The organism is Actinospineispora acaciae DSM 45401 (genome assembly GCF_000620785.1).
Lineage (GTDB): Bacteria > Actinomycetota > Actinomycetes > Mycobacteriales > Pseudonocardiaceae > Pseudonocardia > Pseudonocardia acaciae.
Genome location: NZ_JIAI01000011.1, coordinates 240134 through 264963, shown reverse-complemented (window position 1 = coordinate 264963; position 24830 = coordinate 240134). Strand labels below are relative to the sequence as shown.

Here is a 24830-nt window from a genome sequence, read left to right as displayed (position 1 = left end):
GCCGCACGCCACGGTGACAGCCGGCCCGGTCAGCCAGCCTCGCCAGGCAGCCGGACCGCGAGCAGCGCGCCGCCGCTGGTGCTGCTGCCGGCCCGTACCGAACCGCCGTGCCGCTCGGCCACCTGCTTGACGATGGCCAGCCCCAGCCCGCTGCCCGGCCGGCCCCGGTCCTCGGCGGCGCGGTAGAACCTGTCGAACACCTTGGCCAGGTCCTCCTTCGCGATCCCCGGCCCGGCATCCGCCACCTCCAGCATCGCCGTGCCGTCCCCGACCGGATGCAGCCCGACCTGCACCACGCCGTCCGGCGGGCTCCACTTCGCGGCGTTGTCCAGCAGGTTCAGCACCGCGCGCTCCAGCGCGGTGGCGTCGCCCGGCAGCGTCCACGGCATGAGCTGGGCCTCGAACCGCACGTCGCCGGCCCTGCGCCGGACCCGCTGCAGCGCCCGCTCCACCACCTCGACCAGGTCCACCTGCTCGTGCACGGCCTGCGGCGCGTCGTCGCGCGCCAACTCGACCAGGTCGCCGACCAGGGTGGACAGCTCCTCGATCTGGCCGCGCACGTCGTCGAAGATCTCCTTGCGGTCCGCCTCGGGCAGCGCCGCCGCGCCGGACCCGGACCCGGCCGCGATCAGCAGCTCCACGTTGGTGCGCAGCGACGTGAGCGGGGTCCGCAGCTCGTGCCCGGCGTCCGCGACCAGGCGCCGCTGCTGCTCCTGGGCGCCGGCCACCGCGCCGAGCATCAGGTTGAAGCTGTGCGTGAGCCTGGCCAGCTCGTCGTTGCCGGTGACCGGGATCGGGCGCAGGTCACCGGTGGCGGCGACCCGCTCGGTGGCCGCCGTGAGCCGCTGCACCGGGCGCAGCCCGGCCCCGGCCACGGTCGCACCGGCCAGCCCGGCCAGCACCACGCCCGCCCCGCCGACCAGCGCCAGCACCACTCCCAGCCCGGCCAGGGTGTGCCGCACCGGGCTCATCGGCTGGGCCAGCACCAGCGCGAGCCCGCCGCCGGCCGGCACCGCGAGCACCCGCATGTCGTGCGTGGTACGCAGCGAGTTGTCCAGCCGCCCGGCGGCCACCGCGAGCTCCGGCTGGCCGATCGGCGGCGGCGGGGAGTTGCGGATGGCGAACCCGCCGCCCTGCGGGTTGACCAGCTCGACCCGGATGTCCGAGCCGTACAGCGCGGCCGCCGGCAGGTTCTGCGGGTCGTCGCCCACCCCGCTGGCCACCACGGTGGCCGCACGCTGGCGCAGCTGGTCGTCCAGGTCGGAGAACAGCGCGCTCTTGACCACCCAGAACGCGGCCGCCGAGACCCCGGCCGCCGCGAGCCCGACCATCACGGCGGCGAGCAGCGCCACCCGCATCCGCAGCGAGATCTCGACCCCGGACCGGACCGCACGCATCCCGCCTACAAGCACGGCTTCCTTGACATCACGGTGTCTTCTTCAAGTGAAGGCCGTTCACAACGGTCGTACGATCCTGACCCAGCTCGTCTCGGCGGACCGGACCCTCGGCGACACGCGCTCGCTCGCTGAGGGTCGGTCGCTCCGCTCCCTCTGTCAGACCTCCGGCCCGCCCTCGGTTCCGGGTTGTGAATGGCCTTCACGGGGGGCTCTCTCGCAGCACGTACCCGACGCCCCGGACGGTGTGGATCAGGCGCGGTTCGTCGTCGCTCTCGGTCTTGCGCCGAAGGTAACCGATGTAGACCTCGAGGGCGTTCCCTGTGGTCGGGAAGTCGTAGCCCCAGACCTCCTCCAGGATGCGGCCCCTGGTGAGCACCCGGCGCGGGTTGGCCAGCAGCAGTTCGAGCAAGGAGAACTCGGTGCGGGTCAGGCTGATCTCGCGCTCGCCCCGGCGCACCTCGCGGGTCTCCGGGTCCAGCGAGAGGTCGGCGAACGTGAGCGGGGCCAGCCCCGGCTCGCCGCCCGGGCCACCGGTGCGGCGGCGCAGCAGCGCGCGCAGCCGGGCCAGCAGCTCCTCCAGGGCGAACGGCTTGGGCAGGTAGTCGTCGGCGCCGGCGTCCAGCCCGGCCACCCGGTCGGAGACCGCGTCGCGGGCGGTGAGCACCAGGATCGGCAGGTCGTCGCCGGTGCCGCGCAACCGCCGGCACACCTCCAGCCCGTCCAGCCGGGGCATCATGACGTCCAGCACCATGGCGTCCGGGCGGGCCATGTTCACGGCCGTGAGCGCCGCCTGTCCGTCGGTGGCCAGATCGACCTGGTAGCCGTTGAACGCCAGCGAACGTCGCAGCGACTCGCGGACCGCCCGGTCGTCGTCGACCACGAGAATGCGCATGCGATCAGTGTGAACCCGACGTCTGAGAGCGGCCTGAGAGGGTACACACCCCTATCGGGAGCGTGAAACTGTCTCAGATTCGCACCCGATCGACATATCCTCGACACCCTCGCGTGACGATGCCCCGACAGAGTCTCCGGGGTCGCCGACCGGCATATGATCTGAACACGCGAAGGAGGCGTCGGAGTGCGGGACAGTAGGGCGATGCGGTGGGCGCTCGCCGCCGCCGTGGCCACCTCGCTGACCGCGTCAACGCTGACCGGCTTGCACTTCTCCGGGGCCGCGGGCTCGGCCGTGGTGGCCGCGCCGGTACCGGCGGCGTCGCTGACCCCGTCCATCCCGCCCGGCGCGCAGGGCGTCGGCATCACCGAGCCGCTGGTGATCACCGCGAGCAAGGGCACCCTGACCACCGTGACCGCGACCGGCCCCGGCGGCAAGCCGCTGGACGGCACGCTCAGCCCGGACCGCACCCGCTGGACGTCCGCGCCGCTGGCGTTCAACTCCGACTACAACGTGACCGCGGCCGGGGTCGGCCTCGACGGCAAGCCCGCGCCCGGCCTGACCACCGCGTTCCGCACCGTGACCCCGGCGCGCACGCTGCAGGTGCAGTACATCCGGCCGACCGACGGCGCGCAGGTCGGCATCGCCATGCCGATCTCGATCTACTTCAACCGCGACGTCTCCGACCGGGCGGCCGTGGAGCGCCGGCTCAGCATCCAGACCAGCGTGCCGACCGAGGGTTCCTTCCACTGGGTGGGCAACGACCAGGTGAACTGGCGCCCGCGCGAGTTCTGGAAGGCGGGCACGGCGGTCACCGTGAACTCGGCGCTGCGCGGCGTGGACGCCGGCGCCGGCACCTTCGGCGCGGCCGACCACAAGGCCAACTTCACCATCGGCCGCAGCCAGATGGCGGTCGGGGACGCGGCCAAGCACACGTTCACCATGTTCGCCGACGGCAAGCCGATCCGGACCGTCCCGGCGTCCTTCGGCCGCCCGCAGTACCCCACCCAGTACGGCATGCACGTGGCGTTCGAGAAGCACCTGAGCAAGCGCATGACGTCGGACTCCTGGGGCGGCCCGGAGAAGGGCGAGGACGGCTACTACGACGAGGTGCTCCCGCTGGCCGTGCGCATCTCCAACAACGGCGAGTTCGTGCACGTCAACGGCGCGACGGTGGGACAACAGGGCCGCTCGAACGTCTCCCACGGCTGCGTGAACCTCTCGCCGGCCAACGGCAAGGTCTTCTACGACTGGGTCCAGATCGGCGACCCGGTCAACATCGTCAACTCCACCCGCCCGCTCACCAAGGCCGACGGCGACATCCCCGACTGGCTGATGTCCTGGGAGGAGTACAAGGCCGGCTCCGCCCTCCACGACACCCCCGCCGACGCCACCGCCAGCTCCTCCCCCGGCCCCCTCCTGGCCCGCTAGCGAGGTCCGCTCGCACACCCGGTTCGTACTCCGCACACGCGCTGGAACCGGTGTGCGAAGTATGAAGTGGATGTGCGGGTGGCCCTTTGAGCACGGCGGGTGCGCGCGGCCGGGCATGATCGGAGTGTGACGTTTCTGCTCGCCGTCGTCGCGGTGGTCGTCTTGTTGCACGTTTATCTGTACTGGCGGTTGGTGCACGGGGTTGCCGGCGGGCGGAAGTGGCGGCTGGCGGGGGCGGTGGTGGTCGCGCTGTTGGGGGCGGGCACGCTCGCGGCGTTCGGGCTGCGCGCTGCGCTGAGCGCGGACCAGACCCGGACGCTGAGCTGGGTCGGATACCTGTGGTTGGTGCTGGCGCTGTACGTGGCGACGGTGCTCGCGGTGGCGGAGGTGCCACGGGCGGTGCTGCGCCGGCGGGTGGACCCGTCGCGGCGGCGGCTGCCCAGGGTGATCGCCGGCGCCGCCGTGCTGGTCGGCGCGGGGACCACCGGTTACGGCATCACCCAGGCCGCCTCGCCCCAGCTGGTCCGCCGCGAGATCCCGCTGGACCGGTGGCACCCGGCGCTGGACGGGTTCACCATCGCGGTGCTCTCCGACGTGCACATCGGGGCGATCAACGGCAGACCGTTCCTGGCCGACGTGGTGGACCGGGTCAACGCCGAGCGGACCGACCTGGTCGCGATCGTGGGCGACCTGGTGGACGGGAGCGTCGACGAGCTGGGGCCGGCCGCGTCGGTGCTGGGCACGCTGCGCTCGCCCGCGTACTTCGTGACCGGCAACCACGAGTACTTCTCCGGCGCCGAGCAGTGGTGCGAGTTCCTGCCGACGATCGGGGTACGGGTGTTGCGCAACGAGCGGGTGGCGGTAGGGCGGCCCGGAGGACCGACGTTCGACCTGGCCGGCATCGACGACCGGACCGCCGCGCGCTCGGGCGAGCCGGGGCACGGGGCGAACCTGGACGCCGCGCTGGCCGGCCGCGACCAGTCCCGCCCGGTGGTGCTGCTCGCGCACCAGCCGGTCATGGTCGACCAGGCCGCCCGCCGGGACGTCGACCTGCAGATCTCCGGGCACACCCACGGCGGCCAGATCCTGCCGCTTGGCTACGTGGTGCTGCTCGACCAGCCGGTGCTCGCCGGGCTGACCAGGGTCGGCCGGACCTGGCTGTACGTTACGCGCGGCGTCGGGTTCTGGGGTCCGCCGGTGCGGGTGGGCGCGCCGCCGGAGATCACGCTCCTGACCCTGCGCGCCGCGAGACCGGCCTAGCGCGGATGGCTGGCCAGCCACTCCTGCACCGGGACGGAGCGGTCCGAGGCGTACCCGGTGGGCAGCGGGATGTCGCCGGCCGTGGTGCGGTACTCCACCGGCCAGGCGTGCACCGCGTCGAACGCGCGCGGGTCGGCGTCCATCATCGCCGCGTAGTGCCGCACCGCGCGCACGTACCGCACGTCGTTGTTGTACCGCTTCAGCGCGCGGTCCAGGGTGGCATCGCTCGCACCGCCGTTCGCGGCCAGGTAGTTCGCCGCGCCCAGGATCGCGTCGCGGGGCTGCCACACATCGCCGCCCATTCCGTAGCTCGCCCAGGTCGTCGGGATGAACTGCATCGGCCCCTGCGCGGCGGCGGTGGACGTCCCGACGATCCGACCCATCCGCGTCTCCACCAGGTTGATGGCGGCCAATACCGACCACCGCACCCCGAACCGCCGCTGCCCCTCGTCGTAGAACCCGCGCAGCGCCTCGCCCGGCAGCGGGTCGACGATCCGCCACGGCGGCATGGTGGGCGACGGCGCGCCGGCCAGCGAGGTAAGCTCCCTGGCCGCCGCGACGGCATGGCCGACCTGGTCACGCAGCTCCGGCCCGACCGCGCCCAGCACCGCCGCGTCCCACTCCGGATGCTCGGCGAGGTCACGGTAGGCCGCCTGCAGGCGCGCGCCGGCCTCGGCGGCGTCCGTCCTCGTGCCGCCCCGGAAGGCGGCCTCGCCGGCGTTGATCCGGCAGGCCAGCGCGGCGGGGTCGACGGTGTCCGGACAGGCCGGCGGGACGGAGCCGGGCGGGCCCTGCGGCGGCGCGCCACCGCCCGCGCATCCGGCCACCGCCAGGACCGCCACCAGGATCAGAACGACACGAACCACGTCCGAAAACGCTAGCGCAGCCGCTCGCCCCACCGTCCGTGGTGCACCGCGCGCTCCAGCGGCCGCCGTCGCCGCCACCCGTGTCGCTCCAGGTCAGGCACGGTTTCGAGGTGGCTGACCGGCCCCACGCAGAGCCACGCCACCGGCCGTATCCCGTCCGGAATGCCGAGCAGCCCGGCCAGGAACCCCTCCTCGTAGAACGACACCCACCCGACCCCGAGCCCCTCCGAGGTGGCCGCCAGCCACAGGTTCTGGATGGCCAGGCACACCGAGTACAGCCCCGCGTCGGCGATGGTGTGCCGCCCCAGCACCGCCGGCGCGCCCCGCCCGGGGTCATAGGTCACGACCACCCCGAGCGTGGCCTCCAGTATCCCCTCGATCTTGATCTTCTCGAACGTCCCGGCGCGGCCGCCGTCCAAGCTCTCCGCGAACCGCCGCCGCTGCTCCCGCACGTGCTCCCGGAACGCCGACCGAGTCTCCCTGTCCCGCACGATCACGAAGTCCCACGGCTGGCTGAGCCCCACGCTCGGAGCCGCGTGCGCCGCCCGCAGCACCCGCTCCAACACGTCCGCCCCGACCGGCGCCCCGGTGAACTCCGCCCGCACGTCCCGCCGCCCGTGGATCACCTCGTACAGCCCCACCCCGCCACCCTCTCCGCGCACCCGACCAGGGCGCAACCCGCTCGCCCCCGCCCGCCCGTTACCCTTACCGTGACACACCCCGGCCCTCGTAGCTCAGGGGATAGAGCACCGCTCTCCTAAAGCGGGTGTCGCAGGTTCGAATCCTGCCGAGGGCGCCCCTCGCTCGCACCTTGGACCAGCACAAACGAGGCCCTGACCAGGGCTAACCCAGTCAGGGGCCTCGTTCATCTGTCCGGCGATGTCCGGCCGTCACCGGCCGTTTGCGGTTATCCCGGCCCTATGTCGGCCCGCGCCCGGCCCCTACTGCCACCCGAGTACGTGCTGTACGTGTGCCCGGATCGCGGCGTCCGTGCCGTCGAGGCACTTGGCGTAGATCGCGAGCAGCACCTCGACCGACTGGCCGGCCCACTCCGCGACCGTGGTCGGTGGTATCCCGCCGTTGAGGAAGGTCGACACCGCTGCGTGGCGCAGGTCGTACGGGGTCTTGGCCAGGTTCGACGCCGCCACTTCCTCGGTGAAGGCCCGCGCACGCGCTCGCTGCCAGGTCCGGAGGATCGTAAGCTTGGGCAGCTCGTCGGCGTTGCGTTCGCCTCGGAACAGGCGGCCGTCCGGCGCCGTGCCGAACGCCCTCAGGTGCTCGTGCAACATGGCCGTGAGTTCGGGCGGACTGGGCACCGTCCGCCATTCCCCTACTGCACGGTGCTTGAGCTGGCGCTCGTCTCGGTTGAGTCCGCTGTCGGTCCACTCCTTCCCGGCGTAGGGCGTGACGCGCTCCAGGTGCAGATCTCCCCACCCTTCGGCCGGTAGATCTAGGTTGTCCTCGCCAAGGTTGACGGCTTCCTCGGGGCGCAGGGCAGCGAAGTAAAGGCACCCGAAGAACGCGACCAGCCGACGCCCGGTGCGCTGTTGGCTCCGCACCGCATTGAGCAGTGTCCGCGCTTGCATGGGGTTGACCACCCGACGCCGGTCAACGACGTGCGAGGACTTCGGCGGTGTCCACTTGAGGGCCGGGATCGGGTTGCTATCGAGGATCTTCTTTTCCACCGCGTATCCCATCGCGGTGATGAGAATCCTCCTTCGCCGGTTCTCGACGGTTGGCGCTGCCGAGGTGCCGTCGAGTTTCCGCGCGAGGGAATCCAGCACGGATCTTAGGATCTCCGGGTCACGCAGAGCGGACACCTTCCGGGTGTGCTCCTTGACCCATCGCAGGGTTGCCGCGACCTCTTGCGGGACGTCGTGGTCACGTCTGACCGTGTTGAAGCCCCACCGGGTCAACGCGCTCCGAATCAACTTCGCGTCGGGCCGGCCGCCGCGATCGACCAGCATCGCCACGGTGACGGCGGTCATTGCCTCCGCGTGGGTGCGCCGGGTGGTGGCGGCGGCCCGCCCCCATTTCATGTCGACGAACGCACACGCGAAATCGTAAAATCCCATGTCATTTTGGGCGCGGCCCATCGAGACGGGCAAGCCGTCCGAGGTTCGGAACGCTTCGCCTTTCCGCGCTGCCGCGACCAGTTCGGCCCGAAAACTGTCGGCGAGAGCGGCTGTCTTGAACGGGCGCTTACGTCGCTGCCCGGCCACACTCCAACGGACCTTATGACTGGTGGCCCGTTTGCCGGTGACGGTCTCGGTTTGGTGGATGCTCACCTTGAAGCTGGTTTCGTCCATCACGCTGCCTCCTCCAAGGTGTCGAGCCACGCTTCGTAGTCGGCTTGTCTGATTCGGATCTCCCCGTTCGGCAGTTTCAGGCAGCGCGGCGCGCGTCCTTTAGCGCGCCACTCGTAGAAGGTGGATCGGTTGATGCCGAGATCGGCGCAGATGTCCGGGATGGTGAGGCGTCGGGCACCCATGGGGGTCGGGTCTCCTTGGTGGCTGGCCCATGGTGGGCCGGATGGTTGGTGGCCGCGGCTGGCTGCATGGGGGTCTCCTCGGGTCGTGGGGCTACGGAAGAAACGGAAGAACGGACTAACTAGCCTGACCTGCGGTTTTGCGGCTGGGGTTTGTCCGTCGGAGTACGGAAGAACCCTGGTGGGTGGGGGTTCTTCCGTAGCGCGACGGAGAAACTCGCGCTGTGTTTGCACAGGTCAGGGGGGTTTGTCCGTTTCTCCGTTTCTTCCGTAGCGCTGCGCGACGTACACCGCGGTGGGCCGGCCTCCCTTGCCTCCGGGCGGGCGCTTCGCGCGGCTGATGGCGCCGGCCGCTTCCAGGGTGTCGAGCAGGGGCTCGATGTCCTCGCTGGTGCGGTTCTTGCCGAAGCACACGTTGGTGATCTCGGTTCGGGTGCGTCCGGTGGGGCCGGCTTCGGTGATGAAGTCGAGCAGGCGGCGTTGGTCGCCGTTGTTGCTGAATATGGTGCGTACGGAGGCGATGCTGTAGCGCACGAGGGCGGCGGCGGCGTTGAGGTGGTCGGGTTCGATGTCGGGGGTGTTGTCGAGGGCGGCGTGGATGGCGGCGATGCGTAGGCAGTTGGGGGCGGTGCGGGCGAGGAATTGTTCGACGGGGCCGGTGTCGCCGTGGTCGGTGCCGAATTCGACATACAGCCCGCGCCAGAGGGCGGCGGCGGGTGCGGTGAGGCCGATGCGGCCGAGGTGGGCGCCTTTCTGGAGTCGTTTCGCCAGGCTCGCGCCGAGTTCATCGATGAGGTCGGCGGGGGCGCCGTGGGACAGGGGGAGGAATTGGGCGCGGGCGACCGCGATGGGTAGGAACCGGTTGTAGGTGCCTCCGGCGAGGTCGGAGGCGGACAGTTTCGCGCGGAATTCCTCGGGTGTGATGTGCGCGAGGAGACCGACGTGGCTGTCGGGTGCGACGCGGGCGGTGACGTTGAGGGTGGACAGGTCCCCGCCTTCCCACGCGGCGCGCAGGGTCGCCGAGAGGGTGTTGCCTTCGCGGCGCATGCGGGCCATGACGGCGGCCCATTCGGGTTCGAACACCAACAGCCTTCGGTCGCCGGGTGGGAGCAGCGCGCGGCCCCGGCGTCGGGCCGGTGGGCGGTCGGTGTCGGGTTCGGCGGGGTTGTCGGGGTCGGTTTGGGTGTCGTCGGGTTCGGCGAAGATGGCGGCCAGGCCTTCTCCGGAGGTGAGCCCGGAGCGCAGGTTGGTGGCGAGGAATCCGGGGTCGGCGGCGCGTAGTAGGCGGCGGGCGGCGGACATGCTGGCGCCTTTGCGCCCGCCGCCGGTGCGGCCGATGAGCATGGGCCACACGAGCAGGGGGTGGTGGTCGTCGCCGGCTTGGACGTGGGGGTGTTGGCCGAGGTAGACCCCGGCGGCGGCGAGCAGGGTGGTGTAGATGCCGATGGGGTCGGCCTCGCTGGTCTCCGCGACCCCGTTGGTGAGCCCGCCGAGGTAGCACTCCCAGACCGCGTCGTCGACCTGTGGGAGTTCGCGGCGGGCGCGGGCGACCTCGGCGCGGGCGGCGTCCTCGGCGACCCGCGCCGGCCCGACCCCCGCGCCGAGCGTGGTGCCGGGCGGGGCCGAGCTCGGGACGGCGTGCAGCGGGCGGGGACTGGTCATCGGAGCCTCCAGGGGGTCCACCCGCCCGGCGCCAACCCCCGACGGCCGGCCTGACCCGCCCGCCCGCGCCTGTCCACGGCGTGGGTCGGGTGGCGAGCTACCCGGGCACCGTGTGTGGGAGGGGCGTGTTCAGGGCGCTTTGAGAGGCCCGTGGAGCGCCTGACGCGGGTGGGATGGGGTGAAGGGCCGGGCCGCTTGGTCGGGGGCCGGTGCCGGGTGCGGGTGGGAGTGGGCATGTCAGGCCGCGACCTTCCTCGCCGGCTCGTTGCCGAGCGCGGCCGTGACCGGGGGGTGGCCGGTGGCGTGCTGGTAGCGGGACCAGAGCTGGTCGAGCCTGCGGGTGTCGGTGGCGATGCGGTACAGCTCGCCGGTCGGGGCCTGCTCGACGGCCTGGAGCAGGCGGGTGGCGTGCTCGGCGACCGCGCGCCGCCACGCCTGGCGCAGCAGGACGGTGGTGAGCCAGCGGGCGTAGTCCTCGCCGCCGCCGGTGGCGTCGCGGTAGGTGTCGACCAGCCACACCCCCAACTGGGCGAGCTGGTCCGCGCCGCCGCTGCGCGCGCTGGTGTCGGTGGTCTCGCGGGCGCGGTCGAGCAGCGCCATCGGTGACGGGTCGAGCCCGGCCGCCACCACGTCGCACGCCAGCGCTAGTACCCACTGCCCCGGCGGGTGAGCCAGGTCGTCCGGGCGCACGTCGGCCAGCACCCGCCGGGCGCCTGGCAGGGGCATCTGCATCAGCGCGCCGAGGAACTGCCGCTCCGGGTCGACCAGCGCCGGGGTGGGTGCGGTGGGCATCACGCCGCCTCACCTCCCGACCGGCACCCGTAGGGCGAGCAGCCGTCCGGGTCGCCGTGCTCGACCAGGTCGAACAGGTCGCCCTGCTGGTCGCGTAGTTCTTTGCGTTGAACCTGGTCGATGGGGGCCTGGTCGAGCGGCAGCAGGGACCGGTGCAGGAACGGAACCTCCTGCGGACCGCGGAACGTGCGCTGCCGTATCCGACGGTCAAACTCCACTGCGTCGGCCCATGCCGCGGGGTCGTGGTCGCGCATCTCCCGCCACTGCCGGTTGCCGTGGAACGGGCAGAACGTGCACGCCGACTTCGGAGTGTCACCCCACCCGCGCCGCCGCAACCACGCCAGGCAGTTCTGCCGGGACATGTTCAGCTCAAGCAGGGGGTACCGGTTGCGGATGTAGGGCACGCGTTGGTCCTTGACCCGTCCGATCTCATCGGTGGAGAACCCGATCCACTGCTCAGCGACAGCGCCGGGCGGCGGGGTGAGCACAGCACCGGTCGCCGAGGTCCTGGCGCCGAGACGACGGCGGATCTCGCGGCGAATCGGCTCCAGCTTGTACCGCTCGGTGCACTGGCGACGCAGCATCGCGGCCCCGTTTCCGGCGCCCTGGACGAACGCGGGGAGCCGCATGAACCCTGCGGTGGACAGCGTGTCGGCCCCCAGGTCGCCCTGCGACACGCGGACAACCTCGATCCCAACGTCGGTCAGGACAGCGACCAGCCTGTCCAAGTGCGCGTATACCTTGCGCGGCTCAGACATGGTGTCGGCGAAGATCGCGAGGTCGGGCGCCGGTAGTGCGCCCTCGACGGCGAGCAGCGCGAGGGTGGTCGACTGGACACCGGCGCCGAGCGACAGCAGCCGCAGCGTCGGAGGGTCTGATAGACCCGCGCGCCCGCTCGCCGGGGTCATAGGTGCCTCCCGGGGACGCGGTGGTCGCGTTCGAGGCGCAGCGTGAGCCGGTCCAGCCGCGTGCTCTGGTTTTCGAGCAGGGTGGTGGCCTGGTCGAATGCCCAGTCCTCGGAGATCCCGCGCAGCCGCAGCCGTTTGCGGTCGTTGCGGAAGTGCCAGTAGTCGTTGGTCGCGTCGTCCTTGCCGGCCCGGTAGGCCTGACGAGGGTTTTGGTTGAGGTAGAGGCGGCGGAAGCGGGTCTCCGCGGCGTGGCCGGCCAGGTGGAACAGCAGTTGGCCGATCTTGCGGCCGCGGCTCCAGGTCGGGTCGGGTTCGAATTCGTCCCAGTCGCATTCGCACTGCCCGCCGTGCAGCCCGCCGAACATGCCGAACTTGAGCCGCACGTGGTCGACGGTGATGCCGGCGTCCAGGGCGGCCAGGGCGTGGCCCATCTCGTGGGCGGCGGTGGCCAGCCGCGCGGGATTGCGGCGCTCCGCGGCGCGGAGCAGGTCCCGATCGAGGCCGGTCATCATCCGGGTCATGCCGCCACCTGCCCGGGCCGGCGGACGTGGGCCTCGATCCGGCGTTCGCCCCGGTCCATCGCGCAGACGGCGCGGTGGTGGCCGTCGAAGAGCCACCAGCGGCCCCGGTAGTACACGACCAGGGGCAGGATGTTCCCGTCAGGCCGGGCACCGGGCCGGGCGTGATGCCGCAGCCCCTTGACCGAGATCCAGTCCTGGGTGGCGTGGAGCTGGTCCAGCGGCACCCACTCGACCGGCGCCTTGCGCCAGGCCCGCTCGCTCCAGTCCCGCTCCAGGGTGTAGATGGCCCGGGGTGGGCGGCTGACACCGCGGAAGTAGTCGGCCACCTTCGGCGCCCGCTCGTAGGCCGGCGCGTCGGGGCCGGTGTCGGGCTTGCGGCGGGGGTTGTTCCGCTCGCCCCAGTAGCAGCCCAGGACCGGCATCAGACCTCACCCGCCTCGGCGCCGATCTCGGCGTCCTCGACGCAGTCCCAGCACACGCGGACCTGGCCGGTGACGGCGATCTCGGCGGGGTGCTTGTCCTGCTCGCAGACGTCGCAGAACGTGTCGTTGGTGGTGGTCATGCGGCCACCTCCGCTCGCCGGGTGGGGGTGGCCGTGGGCGGGTCGAACACCGGCGCGATCGGGGTGGTGTCGGCGCGGCGGGGCATCAGGTAGACCCACAGCCGCTCGCCGACGGTGATGCGCACTGGTGAGCGGGGGCCGGCCAGCTCGATGCGCAGCGATTCGTTACGCCGGCACAGCGCGGCGGCGCGGGCGAGGTGGCGGGGGTCGACCGTGACCGGCTGGTCGGACCGGTGCCATTCCTGGCGGGCGACCTTGGCGATGTCGGGGAAGTGGGGGCCGGTGTCGAGCGGGGTGAGGCTGAGCGCGGCCATGGCCATGCCGGGCATCTCGAACTCGCTGATCGTGGCGGTGTTGGTGTGGCTGGACACGGCGATGCGCACGTGGAGCGCCTGGCAGCGGCGTCGTGCCGGCGTGCCGAACAGGGCGCGGATCTGCCGCAGTTGGGTGTTGGCCAGCCACAGCCGGCCGGGCAGCCCGCCGAATTCCAGCGGGGCGTGGGCCTGGACCATCATGAAGCGGTCGGTCGCCGAGGCGACCAGCACCGGCCGCCCGGCGTGGGTGGCGGTGTGCAGCAGGACCCCGCACAGCATCGGCGTGTCCGGGTTGGTGGAGGCGATGCGGGCGGCGTCGGCGAGCAGGCCGACGAACTCCGCCATCCGCAGCGCCGCGCTCCCGCCCGCGCAAGCCGGCGGGGTCGGTGGGCGGTTGGTCGTGGTGGTGTACGTGTCCATCTCGGACAGGTCTCCTCAGTTACTGTGTGTGACGGTCTGTGGGTGTGCGAGGGGAAGGGAGGGAGCCGCCGGGTGGTGGCTCGATCCCGTGTTCTGGGGTGTTTTGGCTGGTCAGCGAGGGGCGGCTCCCTCGCCTCCCTCGGGGCGGTTCGGGCTGGTCAGGTGAGGGAGGGGCGGGGAGGGAGGGGCGAGGGAGCGGCTCCCTCGATCCCCGGGTCCTCCCTCACCGCCTCCCCCACCTGACGGTCACTCTGCGTGGTCGCCGTCGACGTGGGTGTCCCCGGCGGCCCCGTCGTCGTCGGGGTCGCGTTCGGCGATGGCTTCGGCGATGCGCCGCGCTGAGATCCGGATCAGGCCGCGGGTTTTGTAGGGCTTGGCCGTCTCGGGTAGCTGGTCGCGCAGCTGCGCGGGGGTGGCGCCGGTGTAGGCGCCGGGGTTGAGGGTGACCAGCCCGTGGATGAGCTTCTCCGGGGCCATCAGCTCTTCGCCTTCGCGGCGCATGACCTCGGCGACGTCGACCAGCAGGTCCGGCGCGGCTGTGTCGTCGTCGGGGTCGGGCGCGGTGGCGGTCTGGACCCCGTCGAGCTGGTCCATGGCGCGCTTGACCACGGGGGTGACTTGGTCGACGTTCTTCTCCTTGATGACCCGGTAGCAGCGCATCAGGCTGTCCTGGGGCATGAACCCGACGGTCATCGCGGTGCCGACGTCGCCGGGGTCGACCTCGCCGGTTTCGGGGTCCTTGGTCATCGGGCGCAGGTTGACCGCGCTGATGCCGGCCTTGTGCTTGCCGGTGCCCAGGATGGCGTCGTTGCCCTGGTGGTCACCGATGGCGAAACACGCCTTGTTGGACAGCACCTTGGCGACCTTGCGGGGCAGGCTGTCCGCCGACGGCACGGGGGTGGCGAACACCATGGTCACCCCGTACTTGCGGGCCTTGGCGATCATCTTCTCCACCAGCTCGGCCGCCTCGGCGCCCACGGCGGAGACGAACAGCTCCTGGCATTCGTCGATGACGACCACCCGCGGGCGCATCCGCGGGTCGGCCGCGGCCAGTTCGCGGGTGAGCTTGGGCTCGCCGGCCGCGGACAGGATGCGCCCGCGTTCGGACAGCTCGGCCATGAGCTGTTTGAGCGCGACCAGCACCTTCGGGACCTCGTCGGGGTCGTCGGACTTGAACAGGGTCCGCAGCCGGGGTCGTAGGGGGTCGTAGTCGGCGTTCTGCGCCATGCAGTACACGTCGACGTCGACCAGCGGGTCCAGGATCGCACCCAACAGCATGGTGATGATCAGGGTCGACTTACCCGAGCCCATGGTGCCGGCGTTGCCCCAGTTCGCCCCGAACAGCCGCCCGACCACCGTGCGCCCGCGCGGGTCGACCCCGACCGGCACGCCCTTGAAGTAGTCCGCGGTGCCCTCGGTGAGCAGCGGCCACGGTTCGACCGGTTTGGTCATCGAGCCCTGGTCGAGCACCAGCAGGTCCAGCACGCCGGGCTTGTCGCGGGGCTCGGTGGGCCACACCTCCACGGGCAGGCGCAGCAGGTTGTGCGCCAGCAGGGGTTTGCGGTCCACGATCATGTCCACGTTGACCGCCTCGGGCAGCAACAACTGCGCGTGCCAGCCCTTGCCGTCATAGGCGGGCGCCTGCACCCACCGGGGCTGCCAGCCCTCCTTGAACTTCTTGTTCAACGGCCCCAGGTTGAGGTTGCGCAGCGCGGAGACGATCGCCCGCTCGTCCGGGACCACGTCCCGCTCCCCCGCGTCGTCGCCGAGGGGGGCCATCCAGCCCGGCGCGTCGGTGCGGGTGCGCCCGGTGTGCCACAGGTAGGCCACGAACCCGGCGGTGCCGGCGAGCAGCACGGTGGCGCCGTAGACCGAGGCGAACCAGAACACGAACGCGATCGCCCCGATCACCGCGCTGATCGGGGCCAACACCATGCCAACGTCCTTGTTGGCGATGGCCAGGATGATGCCCAGCCCGACCAGCAGACCCGCCGCGGCGAGCACCGCGACCCCGATCGCGACGACCAGTTGCAGCGGGGCGGCGACCCAGTCCATCACCCGGCCATGGCGGCGCTGTTTCTCCGCCACGTCGCGGGCCTCCCACTCCAACAACGCCTCCTGGTCCCCAGCGATCTCGGCCTTGCGCATCATCCGCTCGTAGCGGTTCGCGCCGTGCGCATCCCGCCACCGCCGGATGACCACCCCGGCCCCGGCGATCGGGTACCACAGGTTGCGCCCGACCAGCTTGGACGCGGTTTTCGTGTGCGGGTGGGTGACCGCCGTACGCACATGACCCGCAGCCCACACCGTCCGATCCCGGGTCGCGACCCCGGCGCGGCGCACCAGCGCCCCGGAGGACAGCCGCCGGTCCAACTCGGCGTTCTCCGCGTCGGTAAGCAACTCCCCTTCCAACACCGGACCCACCAACTCACCCGACACACCACCCGCGCCGCCGTCCCCGACAGCCTCGCCGAGGTCGTCGCCGAGGTCCGGGTCATCGTCGACGTCATGGTCGGGTTCGTGGTCCGGGCGGGGTGGGAAGTCGATAACCCGACCCCCCGCCCCGCGGCCGTCCACCGGGCCATCGACCGGGGTGTCCTCGCGGCCGGCCACGGCCGGCCGCGGCGGGTCGTCCGCGGCCGGGGGGTCGGCGGGGTTCGCGAACGGGTCGACCAGGCGCTCCCCGGCCCCGGCCAGCGGCACCCACTCCCGCTCTGGTTGCTCAGACATCGGACTCCTTGCTGCCGTTCTGGTGGTTGGGCGACCCGGCCTGGTGGGACGTCTTGGCGGAGGAACCACCAAAACCGGGGGTCAACATGTCGGCGGCGCGGCGCAGCGCGGCGACCACCTCGACGGCCTCGCGGCCGTCGTGGTCGTTCCACCACTCCACCGCCCGCGTCAACTCGTACGGCGCGTCGTCGTCGGCCGGATCGGGGTCGCTCGCGATCACGCGGTACAGGGCACGCACCGCCTCAACCAGCGCCGGGCGGTCAACCATGGCGGGCATAACCGCCTTGGGGTCGTGCACCCCGGCCGCGACGGCGAGCCCACCCACCGCGCAGCACGGCGCGCCAGCCGCGTACGGTCCGTGCGCATCGCCTCCGGGCCAGTACTTGCCCTTCAGCCAGCCGTCGGACTCGATCAGGCCGGCGGCGCGAGCCAGCACCGACGCCGCGACGACGTCAGGGGCGGGCCGGGCACGCCCCGCGCGGGCGTAGATCTCGTCCAGCCCGGCCTCGTAGTCGTGGGTGGCCTCCCGATACCGCCGGTCTGCCTCCAGCACTGACGCGACCCACCGGTCCAGCTCGGCGTCAGCGCGCTCCCGGCGAGCCCGCGCCCGCCCGACCACGGCCCGCACAAGCGGAACCCCGGTCAGCACGAACGCCGCCGAAGCGACCCGCGAGCGCAGCGACGGCTGCTCGGCGGGGTTGTCGGTCACGATGGTGTTCATCGCCGCTTGCCCTTCTTCTCGCTGTCGGTGCGCTGCGCGTCCTCGCCGGCCTTGGCGGCCTTCTTCCTGTCGTGGCGCTCCATAGCCGCGTCGTACGCCCGCGTGGCCGCGTTGCCCATGGCGAAGCCGGCCGCAGTGAACGTCGCGAGGTCCCAGCCGTTGAACGACGTCATCGCGGGCACCTCCCCTCCTTGTGCCGGTAGCCGCAGCCCCCGCACGTCGGGTTCGGAACATCGAGGCAGTCAACGCACAGGCCGTCAGCCACAGCGCGCGAGCCGCACGGGCACCTGTCGGGGAAGGTCTCGGGCTTCTTGTTGTTGCCAAACATGGATCTCGATCTCCTGTGTTCTCGGGTTGTGTTCGTGCTGGTCACGCCGCGTCGGCGCGCCGGATCGGCGTGGTCGTGGTGGTGGGCGTGGTGGTGGTTTGCTCGGCGCGCAGGGTCGCGGCCAGCTCCGAGCTGAGGGTGTGGCCGCAGCGGGTCACGTCGCGGACCCACTTGGCGCTCGGCGCCTCGCCGGAGGCGAGCTGGTCGAGGTGGGCGCGGGCCTCGGCGAGGATGTCGGCCTTGAGCCGGCGCGGGACCGGCGCCCGGTTGCGGCGCTTGCCACGCCGCCCCGCCTTGCCCGCCTTGCCCGCCTTGCCCGCCTTGCCCGCCGGGCGCCGCGGCGCCCGCACCACGACGGACCCTGGCTCGCCGGCTTCCGGCCGCAGTGAAGGGGTCAGGTCGGAGTCCGGCGATGGCCCCGGCGCGCCAGCAACCTCGCCACGGGGCGGCCCGGACAGGCGCACGTTCTCGCCCGCCACGTCCGGCGTATCGGGTTGCACGGCGGTGGTCGCGGTGGGTGCGATTGCTTCGGCCAGCGCGGCGCGCACGGCTTCGGTGAGCCGGTCACGCAGCCCGGGGCCGGTCTCGGCGGCGGCGAACACCAGCACGGGCGGCACCGAGTGCAGCACCACCCCGGCCGCCGAGCCGTGCGCCCAGGACTGCCAGGTGTTCATCGTGTAGGTCGCGGCGAACGTCAGCCACTTCGTCGTGTGCGCCCACCAGTGCAGGTCCACCTGGTAGCGGGCGGTGACCTGCTCGGCCCGGAGCACCGCCAACAGCGCCAGCGACACCATCGGGTCGAGCAGCCACGCGGTCCACCACGCCAGCTCGTTCGTGGCGTCCTGGGCGGCGAACTGCTGAACGTTGACCATCGTGAACCCCAAGCCCGCGACGATCGCCACCCACAACAGCGCGTCCACCTGCGACCGGACCCGCTCCACAGCCAGCGCGATCACATCCGGGTGGGTCTGGTGCGCCCGGATCGCCGCCGCCTCCTCCGCCCGCTGGGCGAGGCGCGCCAACCGGTCCGAACCGGCGCGCGGAGTGCGGTTCGTCATCGTGCTCACCGGTTCCTCCGGTGCCCGACGATGGCGTCACGGCGGCGCTCGACCGCCTCGTCGGCCTCGGCGTTGCGCTGCTCGAACTCCTCGCGGTTGCCGGCGTTCATCAGGTGCGCGTCGGCGCGCTTGACCTCGGCGTTGGCCTCACGCAGCCCGTTGATGTAGTCCTTGATGCTCATTTCGAGTCGTTCTCCTCGCGGTTCTGGACTGCCTTGTGATCAGGGTTGTGATCAGGGTTGTGATCGGGGTTGTGGTTGGTGCGGGCGCCGTGGCGGCGCCGGTAGAGCACGTAGAGCACGTAGGCGATCGGGACGGCGGCCACGTAGACCACGGCGGCGATGCCGCCCCCGGCGCGCCCGAGCAGCGCGGGCGCGGCCAGCGCGATCGCGGCGGCCAGGCACACGTGCAGCAGACCGAGCAGGTGAATCCGCAGCTTGCGGTAGCGCGCGGTCATGCCGTACCTCCTGCGGTGAGCGCGGTGATCAGCGCGGCGGCGAACAGCCACGCCCAGTGCCAGGACTGGTCCAGGGCATAGGCGCCGGTCCCCAGCGAGGGGTTGTCGTCGCGGCCGTCGCGGGGTGCGCCGAGGCGGTAGAACGTGCCCTTGCCGGCTTTGCGGGCCAGCCACGCCAGGGTGGTGCGCCGGTCGGCCCAGTAGTGCGTGACGGCGGAGACGAGCTGGCCGGCGACCGCGCCGACCGGGTTCAGGGGCAGGTCGAACAGCCCCCACACCAGCCAGACCGCCAGCGTCGTGACGATCGTGTAGCCGGTGACGTGCAGGGCGCAGGCCAGCCGCCCGGTCCCGCCGGGCAGGCCCTTGCTGACGGCCTGGTCGTGGGTTTGGACCCAGTGGTCGGCGACGTTGTGTGCGACCAGCAGGGTGGGCAGCAGCACGGCGAAACACACCGCCCGTGCCAGCGGGACACTGGTGACGACCGTGTTCACAGCACACCTCCGTACTGGTCGATCAGGTCGGCGATCTCGCCGTCGAGCCCGGCGCGCGCCTGGTCGCGGGCGGCCGAGAAATGGGGCTTGGTCACCTGCAGGAACTCCCACAACTCGCCCCGGTCGAAGAACAGGTGCGCGCAACCAGCCGGGCTGCATATCCGCACGACAACCTCGTCAGCCAGCCCGAGACCGTCAGCCTCGGTTACGGCCGTGACTTCGGTGGCCGGGGCGATCAGCACGTCCCCCCGACCGGCCGGAGCGTTGAGCCCAGACCACAGCAGCTCCCGATCGAACAGCCACGTCACCGAGCCGGTCTCAGTCGGGATCTCCAGCGTCACCGCCCACGGGTCCGCGCCGGACCAGGACAGCCACACCAGGTCGTACTCGCTGTCCCCGTCACTGGTAACCAGCGTGATCGGCAATTCGGTTTCGATCACGATGCGGGGGCTCATCGGCGCACCCCCCGCCGACCGTGCCGGCCACCGCCGGAGATGCGGATCCAGGTGGTGGACTCCAGCACCCGCCCGACGCTGGCTCCGGCCAACAGCGCCGGCAGCCCCAGCACCAGACCCACCACGATCGGGTCGCTCATGCGCGACACCACCGCCCACTGCACGGCGGTAATCAACGCCGCCGACACCACAGCGGCCAGGGCGATACCGGCCATGCGGCGCAGCTCGGACCACACCGCCCGAAACGCCCACCACAACACCCAGCCGGCCAACGCCGTCACCGCGACAACCAGCACAACCACGCCGTTGCTCACCGGGCACCCCCCGCCCAGCCATCCCCGCCGACACCGGCCAGACGCCCTACGATGGGCGGGTTCTCCTTGCTGTCGTTCTGGTGGTTGGGAGACCCGGCCCGGTGGGACGTCTTGGCGGAGGAACCACCGGGCCGGACCACATCGAGCACTGCCTCATGCCACGCCCTGCGGTGCTCGGAGTCCTCGGCGTTGTAGAAGTCCCGGTCGGCCCGGGACCAGTCCAGACCGGCCACGGCGCAGATCGCCGTGTCGACCTCATCCGGGGTCAGGCCCAACAACGCGGCCGGCTTCAGCACGAGGCCCGTCGGGACATGCAGCGCGGTGAACCCACCGGTGAACCCGCCCGACACCTCCGGGACCACAACCAGGTATGCACACACACTGGCCTGCGCGCGAACCCGGGCGAACCCCTCATGGAGCCGTTGGACAACCTCAACCATCGAGCCGGGCGCCGACGTCACCGCCGCGCCCCGCCAGTCCTTACCTGCCCGTTCGCGTTCACGGCGCGGGTCATACGCCAGCGTCATCAGGCCACCCCCGCCTCAACCGAGACGACCCGACGACCAGCCGGCAACGACCGCGCCACGACGGCCAACGCCCGACGCGTCATCCGCCGCCGACGACGCTCCGCCGCCGAACCGTCCAACAGCGCAGACGTCGGCCCCGGGCAGTCACCCAGCCCGTCAAACACCTCGGCGATCAACGCATCGATCGCCACCCTGTCCAGCCCGTCCGGGACATGCCCACCGGGCTCGCTCGGCTTCCCAGCCACTGACAACCTCCATGTGTGTTCGGGTGATCTCTATGTCTTAAGACATTCAGATGTCGCAAGACACTAGATTCTCGCTTGAGACACGTCAAGGCCTGTCTCAAGACATCTCGGTACGCTGATGCGCATGGATGACGACCGAGCGGACGAGGACAAGCGCCCTGCTAGCCGGCGGGTCGCCGATCAGCTACAAGCGCGGATCGAGGCGGGGGAGTTCGCCGCCGGGGACGCCTTGCCTCCCTACCGGCAACTGGCCGCTGAGTACGGCGTCGCGGTCAACACCGCGCTGGCAGCCGTGCGAGCGCTGCGAGATGCCGGTCTGGTAACTATCCGTCCCAACTCTGGCGCGCAGGTCCGAGGTCGGTCCGACGATGTCGATGTGGGGCGGGAAGTTATGGCGATCTCGAACGAAGTTGCCGACCTGCGCGCTACCGTCCAACGAGTTGGTACTGACCTGGCGAGGCTGGAAGAGCGTCTCGCTGAGGTGGCCAGTCGAACTCGGGAGGACTAGAGGCGGGAGTCCGGTTCCCCGCTCGCTCCGCTCGGTTTCGGTCATGGGTTCACCATCGCGGAGGTCGGGCGTGCTGGGCAGGGCACAGAAGGGGGCACAGATGCACACTTGGGCGCACCCAGGCTGAGTCATGGCGGGCAACGAGCGACTGGCCGCCCTCTTCCGTGAGGCGGGTTTGCTGAGGTCAGACGGTTCTGGCCGGAAGGCGATCGCTCGTGCGGTGAGTGCCCATGCGGGGCGCACCCTCACTCACACCTACGTCGGCCGGTGGCTTGGCGGGATGGTTCCCCGCGAGATCGGGGTGCAACGTGCGATCGCCACCGCCGTTGGCGAGCGTCTCGGCCGGCGAGTTGGACTCGATGAGTGTGGGTTCGGCGTGCCGGAGCGAACGGCGGCCGATCTTGGGCTGAGCTACCCGGGCAACGTCGGTGCGAGCATCGGCGTGGTCACCCGGCTGTGGCAGGCCGACCTTGACAACGTCCAGGCCTTGTTAGCGGTGCCGGCGAACGTGGCCGCCTGGAATGAGGCGTCGCTGTCGTGGCTGGTCAATGCGACGGAGAAGGTCGCCGCCGGTCGCAGGGGAGGCGCCCGTGTCGGTGCCGTGGATATCGAGGGCATCCGGAGCACTACGCACATGTTCGACCAACTCGACGGCCGGCACGGCGGCGGTCACGCGCGCCGCGCGTTGGTCGAGTTCTTGCGTACTCACCTCGCAGTTCTACTGCGCGGGACGTACTCCGAGGACACTGGCCGGGAATTGTTCAGGGTGGCTGCGCAGTCCACCCTGCTCGCCGCGTGGATGTCCTACGACGCTGGGCTGCATGGCATCGCTCAGCGGTACTTCATCCAAGCTCTCAAGCTCGCCGAGGCAACCGGAGACCGATTGCTCGCGGCGGGGGTACTGGACGCAATGAGCCATCAGGCCAACTTCGTCGGCAATCACCGGGAAGCGGCCAATCTCGCTCGGGCTGCTCGGATGGGAACTGCGTCCGTGGGTTCGGCCCGATCGGCCGCGCATTTCTACGCGATGGAGGCCCGGGCGCTTGCTCGCGCTGGTGACGCAGCAGGGTGTGACCAAGCCATGGCGGCGGCGGTCCGGCAGTTCGAGCATTGCAGGCCGGACGACGACCCGGCGGATTGGTTCGGCTACTTTGATGAGGCTGAACTGGCGGCCGAGTTGGGGCACTGCAACCGGGACCTGGGTCGGGCCATCGATGCCACTACGTACGCCTCGCAGGCGCTTGGCGCGAACGGTGAGTACGTCCGCAGCGACTTCTTCGTGACGATGGTGCTGGCCGATTCCTACCTAGCTCAGGGTGAGGTTGAACAGGCCTGCCAAACTGCGCTCAAGGCCGTACAGATCGGTGAAGGACTCAAGTCGGCGCGGTGCGCTGCATACGTGACTGAATTCCGTGAACGCCTCGACATGGTAGGGCTCACGCCGTCGGTACGTAGCTTCCGCGACCAGGTGTCATCGGCTCGCCTCTGGTTGCCGGACGATGCTAGAAAGGAGTCCAGTCGCGTCGGTCGCCGTTAGTCCGGATCGCTTCGACCCGCTTGTGCACCTCGGCGGCGGCCGCTACATCCTGCTCGGCTTTGCCGGCCAACCACAGCGTCATCGAGAGTTCTCTGTAGCCAGCTAGCACCGGGTAGCCAGGCCACTGCATGATGTCGAACCCGTAGATCTCCGCGAACGTCCGGTACTCTTCCTCTGTGTGCCAGCCAAATCGTTCATAGAACAGCGCAGTTTGCACTAGGTCCCACTCGCGCGGCCCATGGGCGAAGCTGTCGAGATCGATCAGGACCGGCCGCCCTTCTCGACTAAGGATGACATTCCCAACATTGGCATCACCGTGGATCGGGCCGGCCGCCAATTTGAATTTCAGATTGTCGTACTCTGCGCGGAGCCGGGCGGCGTGGGTCCGGAGGAACTCGGTGTCTTCCGGGTCTCCCGCCGTCAGCGCGGAGAGGCGTTCATTAAGCGACTTAAATGGCTGGTAGGTGGGCAACGTGAACGTCGTGGGGGCGGGGAGCCGGTGAAGGCGGCAAATCAGGCTCGCTACGTCGCCGATCGGTGCGTACTCCACTTTCTCTGATGCTGATTCCCAGAACGTTGCCGCATGTCCATCAATATTCAGTGGTTGGTCGATTGGCAGAGCGCGTGTCGCCGGATAGTCTAAGTTCTCCAGCCAGCGTGCAACCGCGATCTGTCGCCGCGCTTCGCCCATTGCGCCGCTGTCCCGAGCAATTCGGACGATTACCGGCGCGCGTAATCTGAAAACCGCGTTGGAGCCGATGCGGATTAGTGAGGCGTCAGCCGTATCGAGACCAACCGCGCGGCATGCGGCGGCGAGGGCGGCTGTCGCAGTGGCTTCGGTGAAGCTCACCGGCGTCGGTCCTTCCAGTGGGCGTGGCTGCATCGTTGTGGCATCCGACGCTACCGACTTTCGAGCAGGCGGGCGGCAGCCGCAGCGTGCTGGTTCGCCTGCAACCAGGGCAGAGCGGTCGGAATCAGCCCATCCGGCCCCTGGCACCTGGCTCGTGTGGCACTAGCCAGAGGGGGCCAACGCACGGCGCGCGCCGGCCCGGATGTCCCGGTCAGTGCGTCAACGGGCGTCGCCTCGCTCGTTGCTCGACGAGCCGACTACACGGGCCTTGTATAGCTCGATCATGGGGATATGGCGGTCGCCGATTTCGAGCATCGGGTCGAAAAGGTCGCCTGTGGCGCTGTCGCGGTGGTGGTCGACGATCACGCCGGCCGCGCGGTCGGCCAACTCGCGCCATCGCTCGGGTTGCTCGCTGATCCGCAGGACCGGGCCGAGGAAGTCGTGGCCAGGCTGGTCGCCGATCGGCCCCAACGTGGTGTCGTGGTGCAGTATCACCGCGTGCAACGTGTCGGGGGTGAGCAGCGCGCGGAGCAGCACCAGCCTGACCCTCTCGTAGTCGCGGGATGAGGGTGAGGTCGGGGGTTCGCGGCGGTTGATCCTGCCGGCCGCTTGGATCGCGTAGGCGAGCACCAGCTCGACCAGACCTCTCTGCCGCTCCAGGTCTGCGGGATCTTCGGGCCACCGCGAGGGATGCATTCGCTTGTGCCACGAGGTGAGTGCCATCGCCCAGGCTCGCGCCGCGGTCCACTCCGTCCACAACGACATGGCCGCAAGCCTGACAGATAGCCAGACTCGATGGGCCGGAACGGGCCGAGAACGCGGCCACGAGGCGCTGGGCTCGTAGGCAGGCGCTCAGGACGCTCTGAGATGGCTGTAGAGCGCTTGGCGGAACCGCGCCGAGGGGTGGAGGTAGGCCAGGCACCGGCCGTGGCGTCCGGCCGGCTCAAATGCCCCCCTCGCTGGTTCAGCCGCTCGGTGGTTGTCCCGGTGTGCCCGCTCCAGCCGGGCGTTGTGGCCCCATTTGGGCCTGAGTCCACGCGGAGCGGCACGCCGGGCGGCCATCTGTGCTGGTCAGAGGCTTGGCGGCGCGCGTGTG

30 protein-coding genes and 1 tRNA gene are annotated in these 24830 nt (G+C 70.8%); 5 read left to right on the top strand and 26 right to left on the bottom strand.

All coding sequences use genetic code 11. The features are described from left to right. Positions 1-29: 29 nt before the first annotated feature. Together N912_RS0136580 and N912_RS0136575 are read right to left on the bottom strand one after the other, a co-directional pair. A complete protein-coding gene (locus tag N912_RS0136580) occupies positions 30-1397 on the bottom strand; it encodes a sensor histidine kinase (RefSeq protein WP_028926321.1) in 1368 nt (455 codons plus the stop codon). 199 nt (positions 1398-1596) lie between these two features. After that, on the bottom strand, positions 1597-2289 hold the full coding sequence (locus N912_RS0136575) for a response regulator transcription factor (protein ID WP_028926320.1): 693 nt from the start codon (positions 2287-2289) through the stop codon (positions 1597-1599). A gap of 186 nt (positions 2290-2475) precedes the next feature. Between N912_RS0136575 and N912_RS56945 the strand changes: the two genes are divergently transcribed. Both N912_RS56945 and N912_RS66600 read left to right on the top strand, forming a co-directional pair. Then, positions 2476-3720 (top strand): L,D-transpeptidase, encoded by a 1245-nt coding sequence (locus tag N912_RS56945; RefSeq protein ID WP_245645681.1) that lies wholly within the window; start codon positions 2476-2478, stop codon positions 3718-3720. A gap of 126 nt (positions 3721-3846) precedes the next feature. Continuing rightward, on the top strand, positions 3847-4980 hold the full coding sequence (locus N912_RS66600) for a metallophosphoesterase (protein ID WP_064745495.1): 1134 nt from the start codon (positions 3847-3849) through the stop codon (positions 4978-4980). Here the strand turns inward: N912_RS66600 and N912_RS66595 are convergent. Continuing rightward, positions 4977-5846 (bottom strand): lytic transglycosylase domain-containing protein, encoded by an 870-nt coding sequence (locus N912_RS66595; RefSeq protein WP_051581306.1) that lies wholly within the window; start codon positions 5844-5846, stop codon positions 4977-4979. The genes N912_RS66600 and N912_RS66595 overlap by 4 nt on opposite strands. A gap of 11 nt (positions 5847-5857) precedes the next feature. Further along, positions 5858-6487: a 5,6-dimethylbenzimidazole synthase gene (gene bluB / locus N912_RS0136555; protein ID WP_028926317.1), complete on the bottom strand. Its 630-nt coding sequence runs from the start codon at positions 6485-6487 to the stop codon at positions 5858-5860. An 82-nt stretch (positions 6488-6569) separates the two neighbouring features. Here bluB and N912_RS0136550 point away from each other — a divergent pair. Further along, positions 6570-6642 (top strand) — tRNA-Arg (locus N912_RS0136550). A 145-nt stretch (positions 6643-6787) separates the two neighbouring features. Here the strand turns inward: N912_RS0136550 and N912_RS0136545 are convergent. The 20 genes from N912_RS0136545 to N912_RS0136455 all read right to left on the bottom strand — a co-directional run bounded on the left by N912_RS0136545 (position 6788) and on the right by N912_RS0136455 (position 20839). After that, positions 6788-8155 carry a tyrosine-type recombinase/integrase gene (locus tag N912_RS0136545; RefSeq protein WP_028926316.1) on the bottom strand — a complete coding sequence of 456 codons (1368 nt, stop codon included), beginning with the start codon at positions 8153-8155 and terminating at the stop codon, positions 6788-6790. Next, positions 8155-8337: a helix-turn-helix transcriptional regulator gene (locus N912_RS56940; RefSeq protein ID WP_037068408.1), complete on the bottom strand. Its 183-nt coding sequence runs from the start codon at positions 8335-8337 to the stop codon at positions 8155-8157. Before N912_RS56940 ends, N912_RS0136545 begins: the two co-directional genes overlap by 1 nt. A gap of 234 nt (positions 8338-8571) precedes the next feature. Next, positions 8572-9996 carry a DUF3987 domain-containing protein gene (locus N912_RS56935; RefSeq protein WP_084211533.1) on the bottom strand — a complete coding sequence of 475 codons (1425 nt, stop codon included), beginning with the start codon at positions 9994-9996 and terminating at the stop codon, positions 8572-8574. A gap of 237 nt (positions 9997-10233) precedes the next feature. Continuing rightward, positions 10234-10788 (bottom strand): hypothetical protein, encoded by a 555-nt coding sequence (locus N912_RS56930; protein ID WP_064745494.1) that lies wholly within the window; start codon positions 10786-10788, stop codon positions 10234-10236. Then, on the bottom strand, positions 10788-11696 hold the full coding sequence (locus N912_RS0136530; protein ID WP_051581305.1) for a hypothetical protein: 909 nt from the start codon (positions 11694-11696) through the stop codon (positions 10788-10790). The genes N912_RS56930 and N912_RS0136530 overlap by 1 nt, the downstream gene beginning before the upstream one ends. Next, on the bottom strand, positions 11693-12217 hold the full coding sequence (locus tag N912_RS0136525; protein WP_028926314.1) for a zinc metalloprotease: 525 nt from the start codon (positions 12215-12217) through the stop codon (positions 11693-11695). The genes N912_RS0136530 and N912_RS0136525 overlap by 4 nt, the downstream gene beginning before the upstream one ends. Beyond that, positions 12214-12639, bottom strand: coding sequence for a hypothetical protein (locus tag N912_RS0136520; RefSeq protein ID WP_028926313.1), 426 nt, complete (start codon positions 12637-12639; stop codon positions 12214-12216). The genes N912_RS0136525 and N912_RS0136520 overlap by 4 nt, the downstream gene beginning before the upstream one ends. Next, on the bottom strand, positions 12639-12779 hold the full coding sequence (locus N912_RS64045) for a hypothetical protein (RefSeq protein ID WP_156994266.1): 141 nt from the start codon (positions 12777-12779) through the stop codon (positions 12639-12641). Before N912_RS64045 ends, N912_RS0136520 begins: the two co-directional genes overlap by 1 nt. After that, entirely contained in the window at positions 12776-13513 is a 738-nt protein-coding gene (locus N912_RS0136510) for a hypothetical protein (protein WP_028926312.1), read from the bottom strand. The genes N912_RS64045 and N912_RS0136510 overlap by 4 nt, the downstream gene beginning before the upstream one ends. A gap of 246 nt (positions 13514-13759) precedes the next feature. Next, a complete protein-coding gene (locus N912_RS56925) occupies positions 13760-16243 on the bottom strand; it encodes an FtsK/SpoIIIE domain-containing protein (protein ID WP_156994265.1) in 2484 nt (827 codons plus the stop codon). After that, a complete protein-coding gene (locus N912_RS0136500; RefSeq protein ID WP_028926311.1) occupies positions 16236-16964 on the bottom strand; it encodes a DUF6197 family protein in 729 nt (242 codons plus the stop codon). The genes N912_RS56925 and N912_RS0136500 overlap by 8 nt, the downstream gene beginning before the upstream one ends. Beyond that, positions 16961-17137, bottom strand: coding sequence for a hypothetical protein (locus N912_RS64040; protein ID WP_156994264.1), 177 nt, complete (start codon positions 17135-17137; stop codon positions 16961-16963). Before N912_RS64040 ends, N912_RS0136500 begins: the two co-directional genes overlap by 4 nt. 196 nt (positions 17138-17333) lie before the next feature. Next, positions 17334-18350, bottom strand: coding sequence for a hypothetical protein (locus N912_RS0136490; protein ID WP_037068579.1), 1017 nt, complete (start codon positions 18348-18350; stop codon positions 17334-17336). A 5-nt stretch (positions 18351-18355) separates the two neighbouring features. Beyond that, complete coding sequence (locus N912_RS64035) at positions 18356-18532, bottom strand: hypothetical protein (protein WP_156994263.1); 177 nt, start codon at positions 18530-18532, stop codon at positions 18356-18358. Then, positions 18529-18807 carry a hypothetical protein gene (locus N912_RS0136480; protein ID WP_028926309.1) on the bottom strand — a complete coding sequence of 93 codons (279 nt, stop codon included), beginning with the start codon at positions 18805-18807 and terminating at the stop codon, positions 18529-18531. The genes N912_RS64035 and N912_RS0136480 overlap by 4 nt, the downstream gene beginning before the upstream one ends. Next, on the bottom strand, positions 18804-19298 hold the full coding sequence (locus tag N912_RS0136475; RefSeq protein WP_245645679.1) for a transcriptional regulator: 495 nt from the start codon (positions 19296-19298) through the stop codon (positions 18804-18806). The genes N912_RS0136480 and N912_RS0136475 overlap by 4 nt, the downstream gene beginning before the upstream one ends. Then, positions 19295-19753: an SsgA family sporulation/cell division regulator gene (locus N912_RS66070; protein WP_051581303.1), complete on the bottom strand. Its 459-nt coding sequence runs from the start codon at positions 19751-19753 to the stop codon at positions 19295-19297. The genes N912_RS0136475 and N912_RS66070 overlap by 4 nt, the downstream gene beginning before the upstream one ends. After that, a complete protein-coding gene (locus N912_RS64720) occupies positions 19750-20067 on the bottom strand; it encodes a hypothetical protein (RefSeq protein WP_037068406.1) in 318 nt (105 codons plus the stop codon). The genes N912_RS66070 and N912_RS64720 overlap by 4 nt, the downstream gene beginning before the upstream one ends. Beyond that, positions 20064-20594, bottom strand: coding sequence for a hypothetical protein (locus tag N912_RS0136460; RefSeq protein WP_028926307.1), 531 nt, complete (start codon positions 20592-20594; stop codon positions 20064-20066). The genes N912_RS64720 and N912_RS0136460 overlap by 4 nt, the downstream gene beginning before the upstream one ends. Continuing rightward, positions 20594-20839 (bottom strand): hypothetical protein, encoded by a 246-nt coding sequence (locus N912_RS0136455; protein ID WP_028926306.1) that lies wholly within the window; start codon positions 20837-20839, stop codon positions 20594-20596. Before N912_RS0136455 ends, N912_RS0136460 begins: the two co-directional genes overlap by 1 nt. A 124-nt stretch (positions 20840-20963) precedes the next feature. Here N912_RS0136455 and N912_RS61065 point away from each other — a divergent pair, with 124 nt between their 5' ends. Both N912_RS61065 and N912_RS66065 read left to right on the top strand, forming a co-directional pair. After that, on the top strand, positions 20964-21347 hold the full coding sequence (locus tag N912_RS61065) for a GntR family transcriptional regulator (RefSeq protein WP_169748020.1): 384 nt from the start codon (positions 20964-20966) through the stop codon (positions 21345-21347). A 130-nt stretch (positions 21348-21477) separates the two neighbouring features. Then, the gene (locus N912_RS66065; protein ID WP_028926305.1) at positions 21478-22884 is read left to right on the top strand and encodes an NsdA family TPR-like regulatory protein; all 1407 of its coding nucleotides are present in this window, start codon (positions 21478-21480) and stop codon (positions 22882-22884) included. Here N912_RS66065 and N912_RS0136440 read toward each other — a convergent pair. Together N912_RS0136440 and N912_RS0136435 are read right to left on the bottom strand one after the other, a co-directional pair. Then, the gene (locus N912_RS0136440; RefSeq protein WP_245645677.1) at positions 22850-23734 is read right to left on the bottom strand and encodes a phosphotransferase family protein; all 885 of its coding nucleotides are present in this window, start codon (positions 23732-23734) and stop codon (positions 22850-22852) included. The genes N912_RS66065 and N912_RS0136440 overlap by 35 nt on opposite strands. A 219-nt stretch (positions 23735-23953) precedes the next feature. Beyond that, complete coding sequence (locus N912_RS0136435; protein WP_156994260.1) at positions 23954-24364, bottom strand: hypothetical protein; 411 nt, start codon at positions 24362-24364, stop codon at positions 23954-23956. Positions 24365-24830 lie beyond the last annotated feature (466 nt).

What these genes read in the sequence shown, in the direction of transcription:
- N912_RS0136520 (WP_028926313.1), bottom strand. Translation starts at nt 12,639, where the DNA reads ATGCCGGTCCTGGGCTGCTACTGGGGCGAGCGGAACAACCCCCGCCGC.
- N912_RS0136490 (WP_037068579.1), bottom strand. Translation starts at nt 18,350, where the DNA reads ATGACGAACCGCACTCCGCGCGCCGGTTCGGACCGGTTGGCGCGCCTC.
- N912_RS0136545 (WP_028926316.1), bottom strand. Translation starts at nt 8,155, where the DNA reads ATGGACGAAACCAGCTTCAAGGTGAGCATCCACCAAACCGAGACCGTC.
- N912_RS0136525 (WP_028926314.1), bottom strand. Translation starts at nt 12,217, where the DNA reads ATGACCCGGATGATGACCGGCCTCGATCGGGACCTGCTCCGCGCCGCG.
- N912_RS0136580 (WP_028926321.1), bottom strand. Translation starts at nt 1,397, where the DNA reads ATGCGTGCGGTCCGGTCCGGGGTCGAGATCTCGCTGCGGATGCGGGTG.
- N912_RS0136510 (WP_028926312.1), bottom strand. Translation starts at nt 13,513, where the DNA reads ATGGACACGTACACCACCACGACCAACCGCCCACCGACCCCGCCGGCT.
- N912_RS56940 (WP_037068408.1), bottom strand. Translation starts at nt 8,337, where the DNA reads ATGGGTGCCCGACGCCTCACCATCCCGGACATCTGCGCCGATCTCGGC.
- N912_RS56925 (WP_156994265.1), bottom strand. Translation starts at nt 16,243, where the DNA reads ATGTCTGAGCAACCAGAGCGGGAGTGGGTGCCGCTGGCCGGGGCCGGG.
- N912_RS0136575 (WP_028926320.1), bottom strand. Translation starts at nt 2,289, where the DNA reads ATGCGCATTCTCGTGGTCGACGACGACCGGGCGGTCCGCGAGTCGCTG.
- N912_RS0136480 (WP_028926309.1), bottom strand. Translation starts at nt 18,807, where the DNA reads ATGACCGCGCGCTACCGCAAGCTGCGGATTCACCTGCTCGGTCTGCTG.
- N912_RS64040 (WP_156994264.1), bottom strand. Translation starts at nt 17,137, where the DNA reads ATGACGTCGTTCAACGGCTGGGACCTCGCGACGTTCACTGCGGCCGGC.
- N912_RS0136530 (WP_051581305.1), bottom strand. Translation starts at nt 11,696, where the DNA reads ATGACCCCGGCGAGCGGGCGCGCGGGTCTATCAGACCCTCCGACGCTG.
- N912_RS0136460 (WP_028926307.1), bottom strand. Translation starts at nt 20,594, where the DNA reads ATGACGCTGGCGTATGACCCGCGCCGTGAACGCGAACGGGCAGGTAAG.
- N912_RS0136500 (WP_028926311.1), bottom strand. Translation starts at nt 16,964, where the DNA reads ATGAACACCATCGTGACCGACAACCCCGCCGAGCAGCCGTCGCTGCGC.
- N912_RS56930 (WP_064745494.1), bottom strand. Translation starts at nt 10,788, where the DNA reads ATGCCCACCGCACCCACCCCGGCGCTGGTCGACCCGGAGCGGCAGTTC.
- N912_RS66070 (WP_051581303.1), bottom strand. Translation starts at nt 19,753, where the DNA reads ATGAGCCCCCGCATCGTGATCGAAACCGAATTGCCGATCACGCTGGTT.
- N912_RS61065 (WP_169748020.1), top strand. Translation starts at nt 20,964, where the DNA reads ATGGATGACGACCGAGCGGACGAGGACAAGCGCCCTGCTAGCCGGCGG.
- N912_RS64035 (WP_156994263.1), bottom strand. Translation starts at nt 18,532, where the DNA reads ATGAGCATCAAGGACTACATCAACGGGCTGCGTGAGGCCAACGCCGAG.
- N912_RS66065 (WP_028926305.1), top strand. Translation starts at nt 21,478, where the DNA reads ATGGCGGGCAACGAGCGACTGGCCGCCCTCTTCCGTGAGGCGGGTTTG.
- N912_RS56935 (WP_084211533.1), bottom strand. Translation starts at nt 9,996, where the DNA reads ATGACCAGTCCCCGCCCGCTGCACGCCGTCCCGAGCTCGGCCCCGCCC.
- N912_RS64045 (WP_156994266.1), bottom strand. Translation starts at nt 12,779, where the DNA reads ATGACCACCACCAACGACACGTTCTGCGACGTCTGCGAGCAGGACAAG.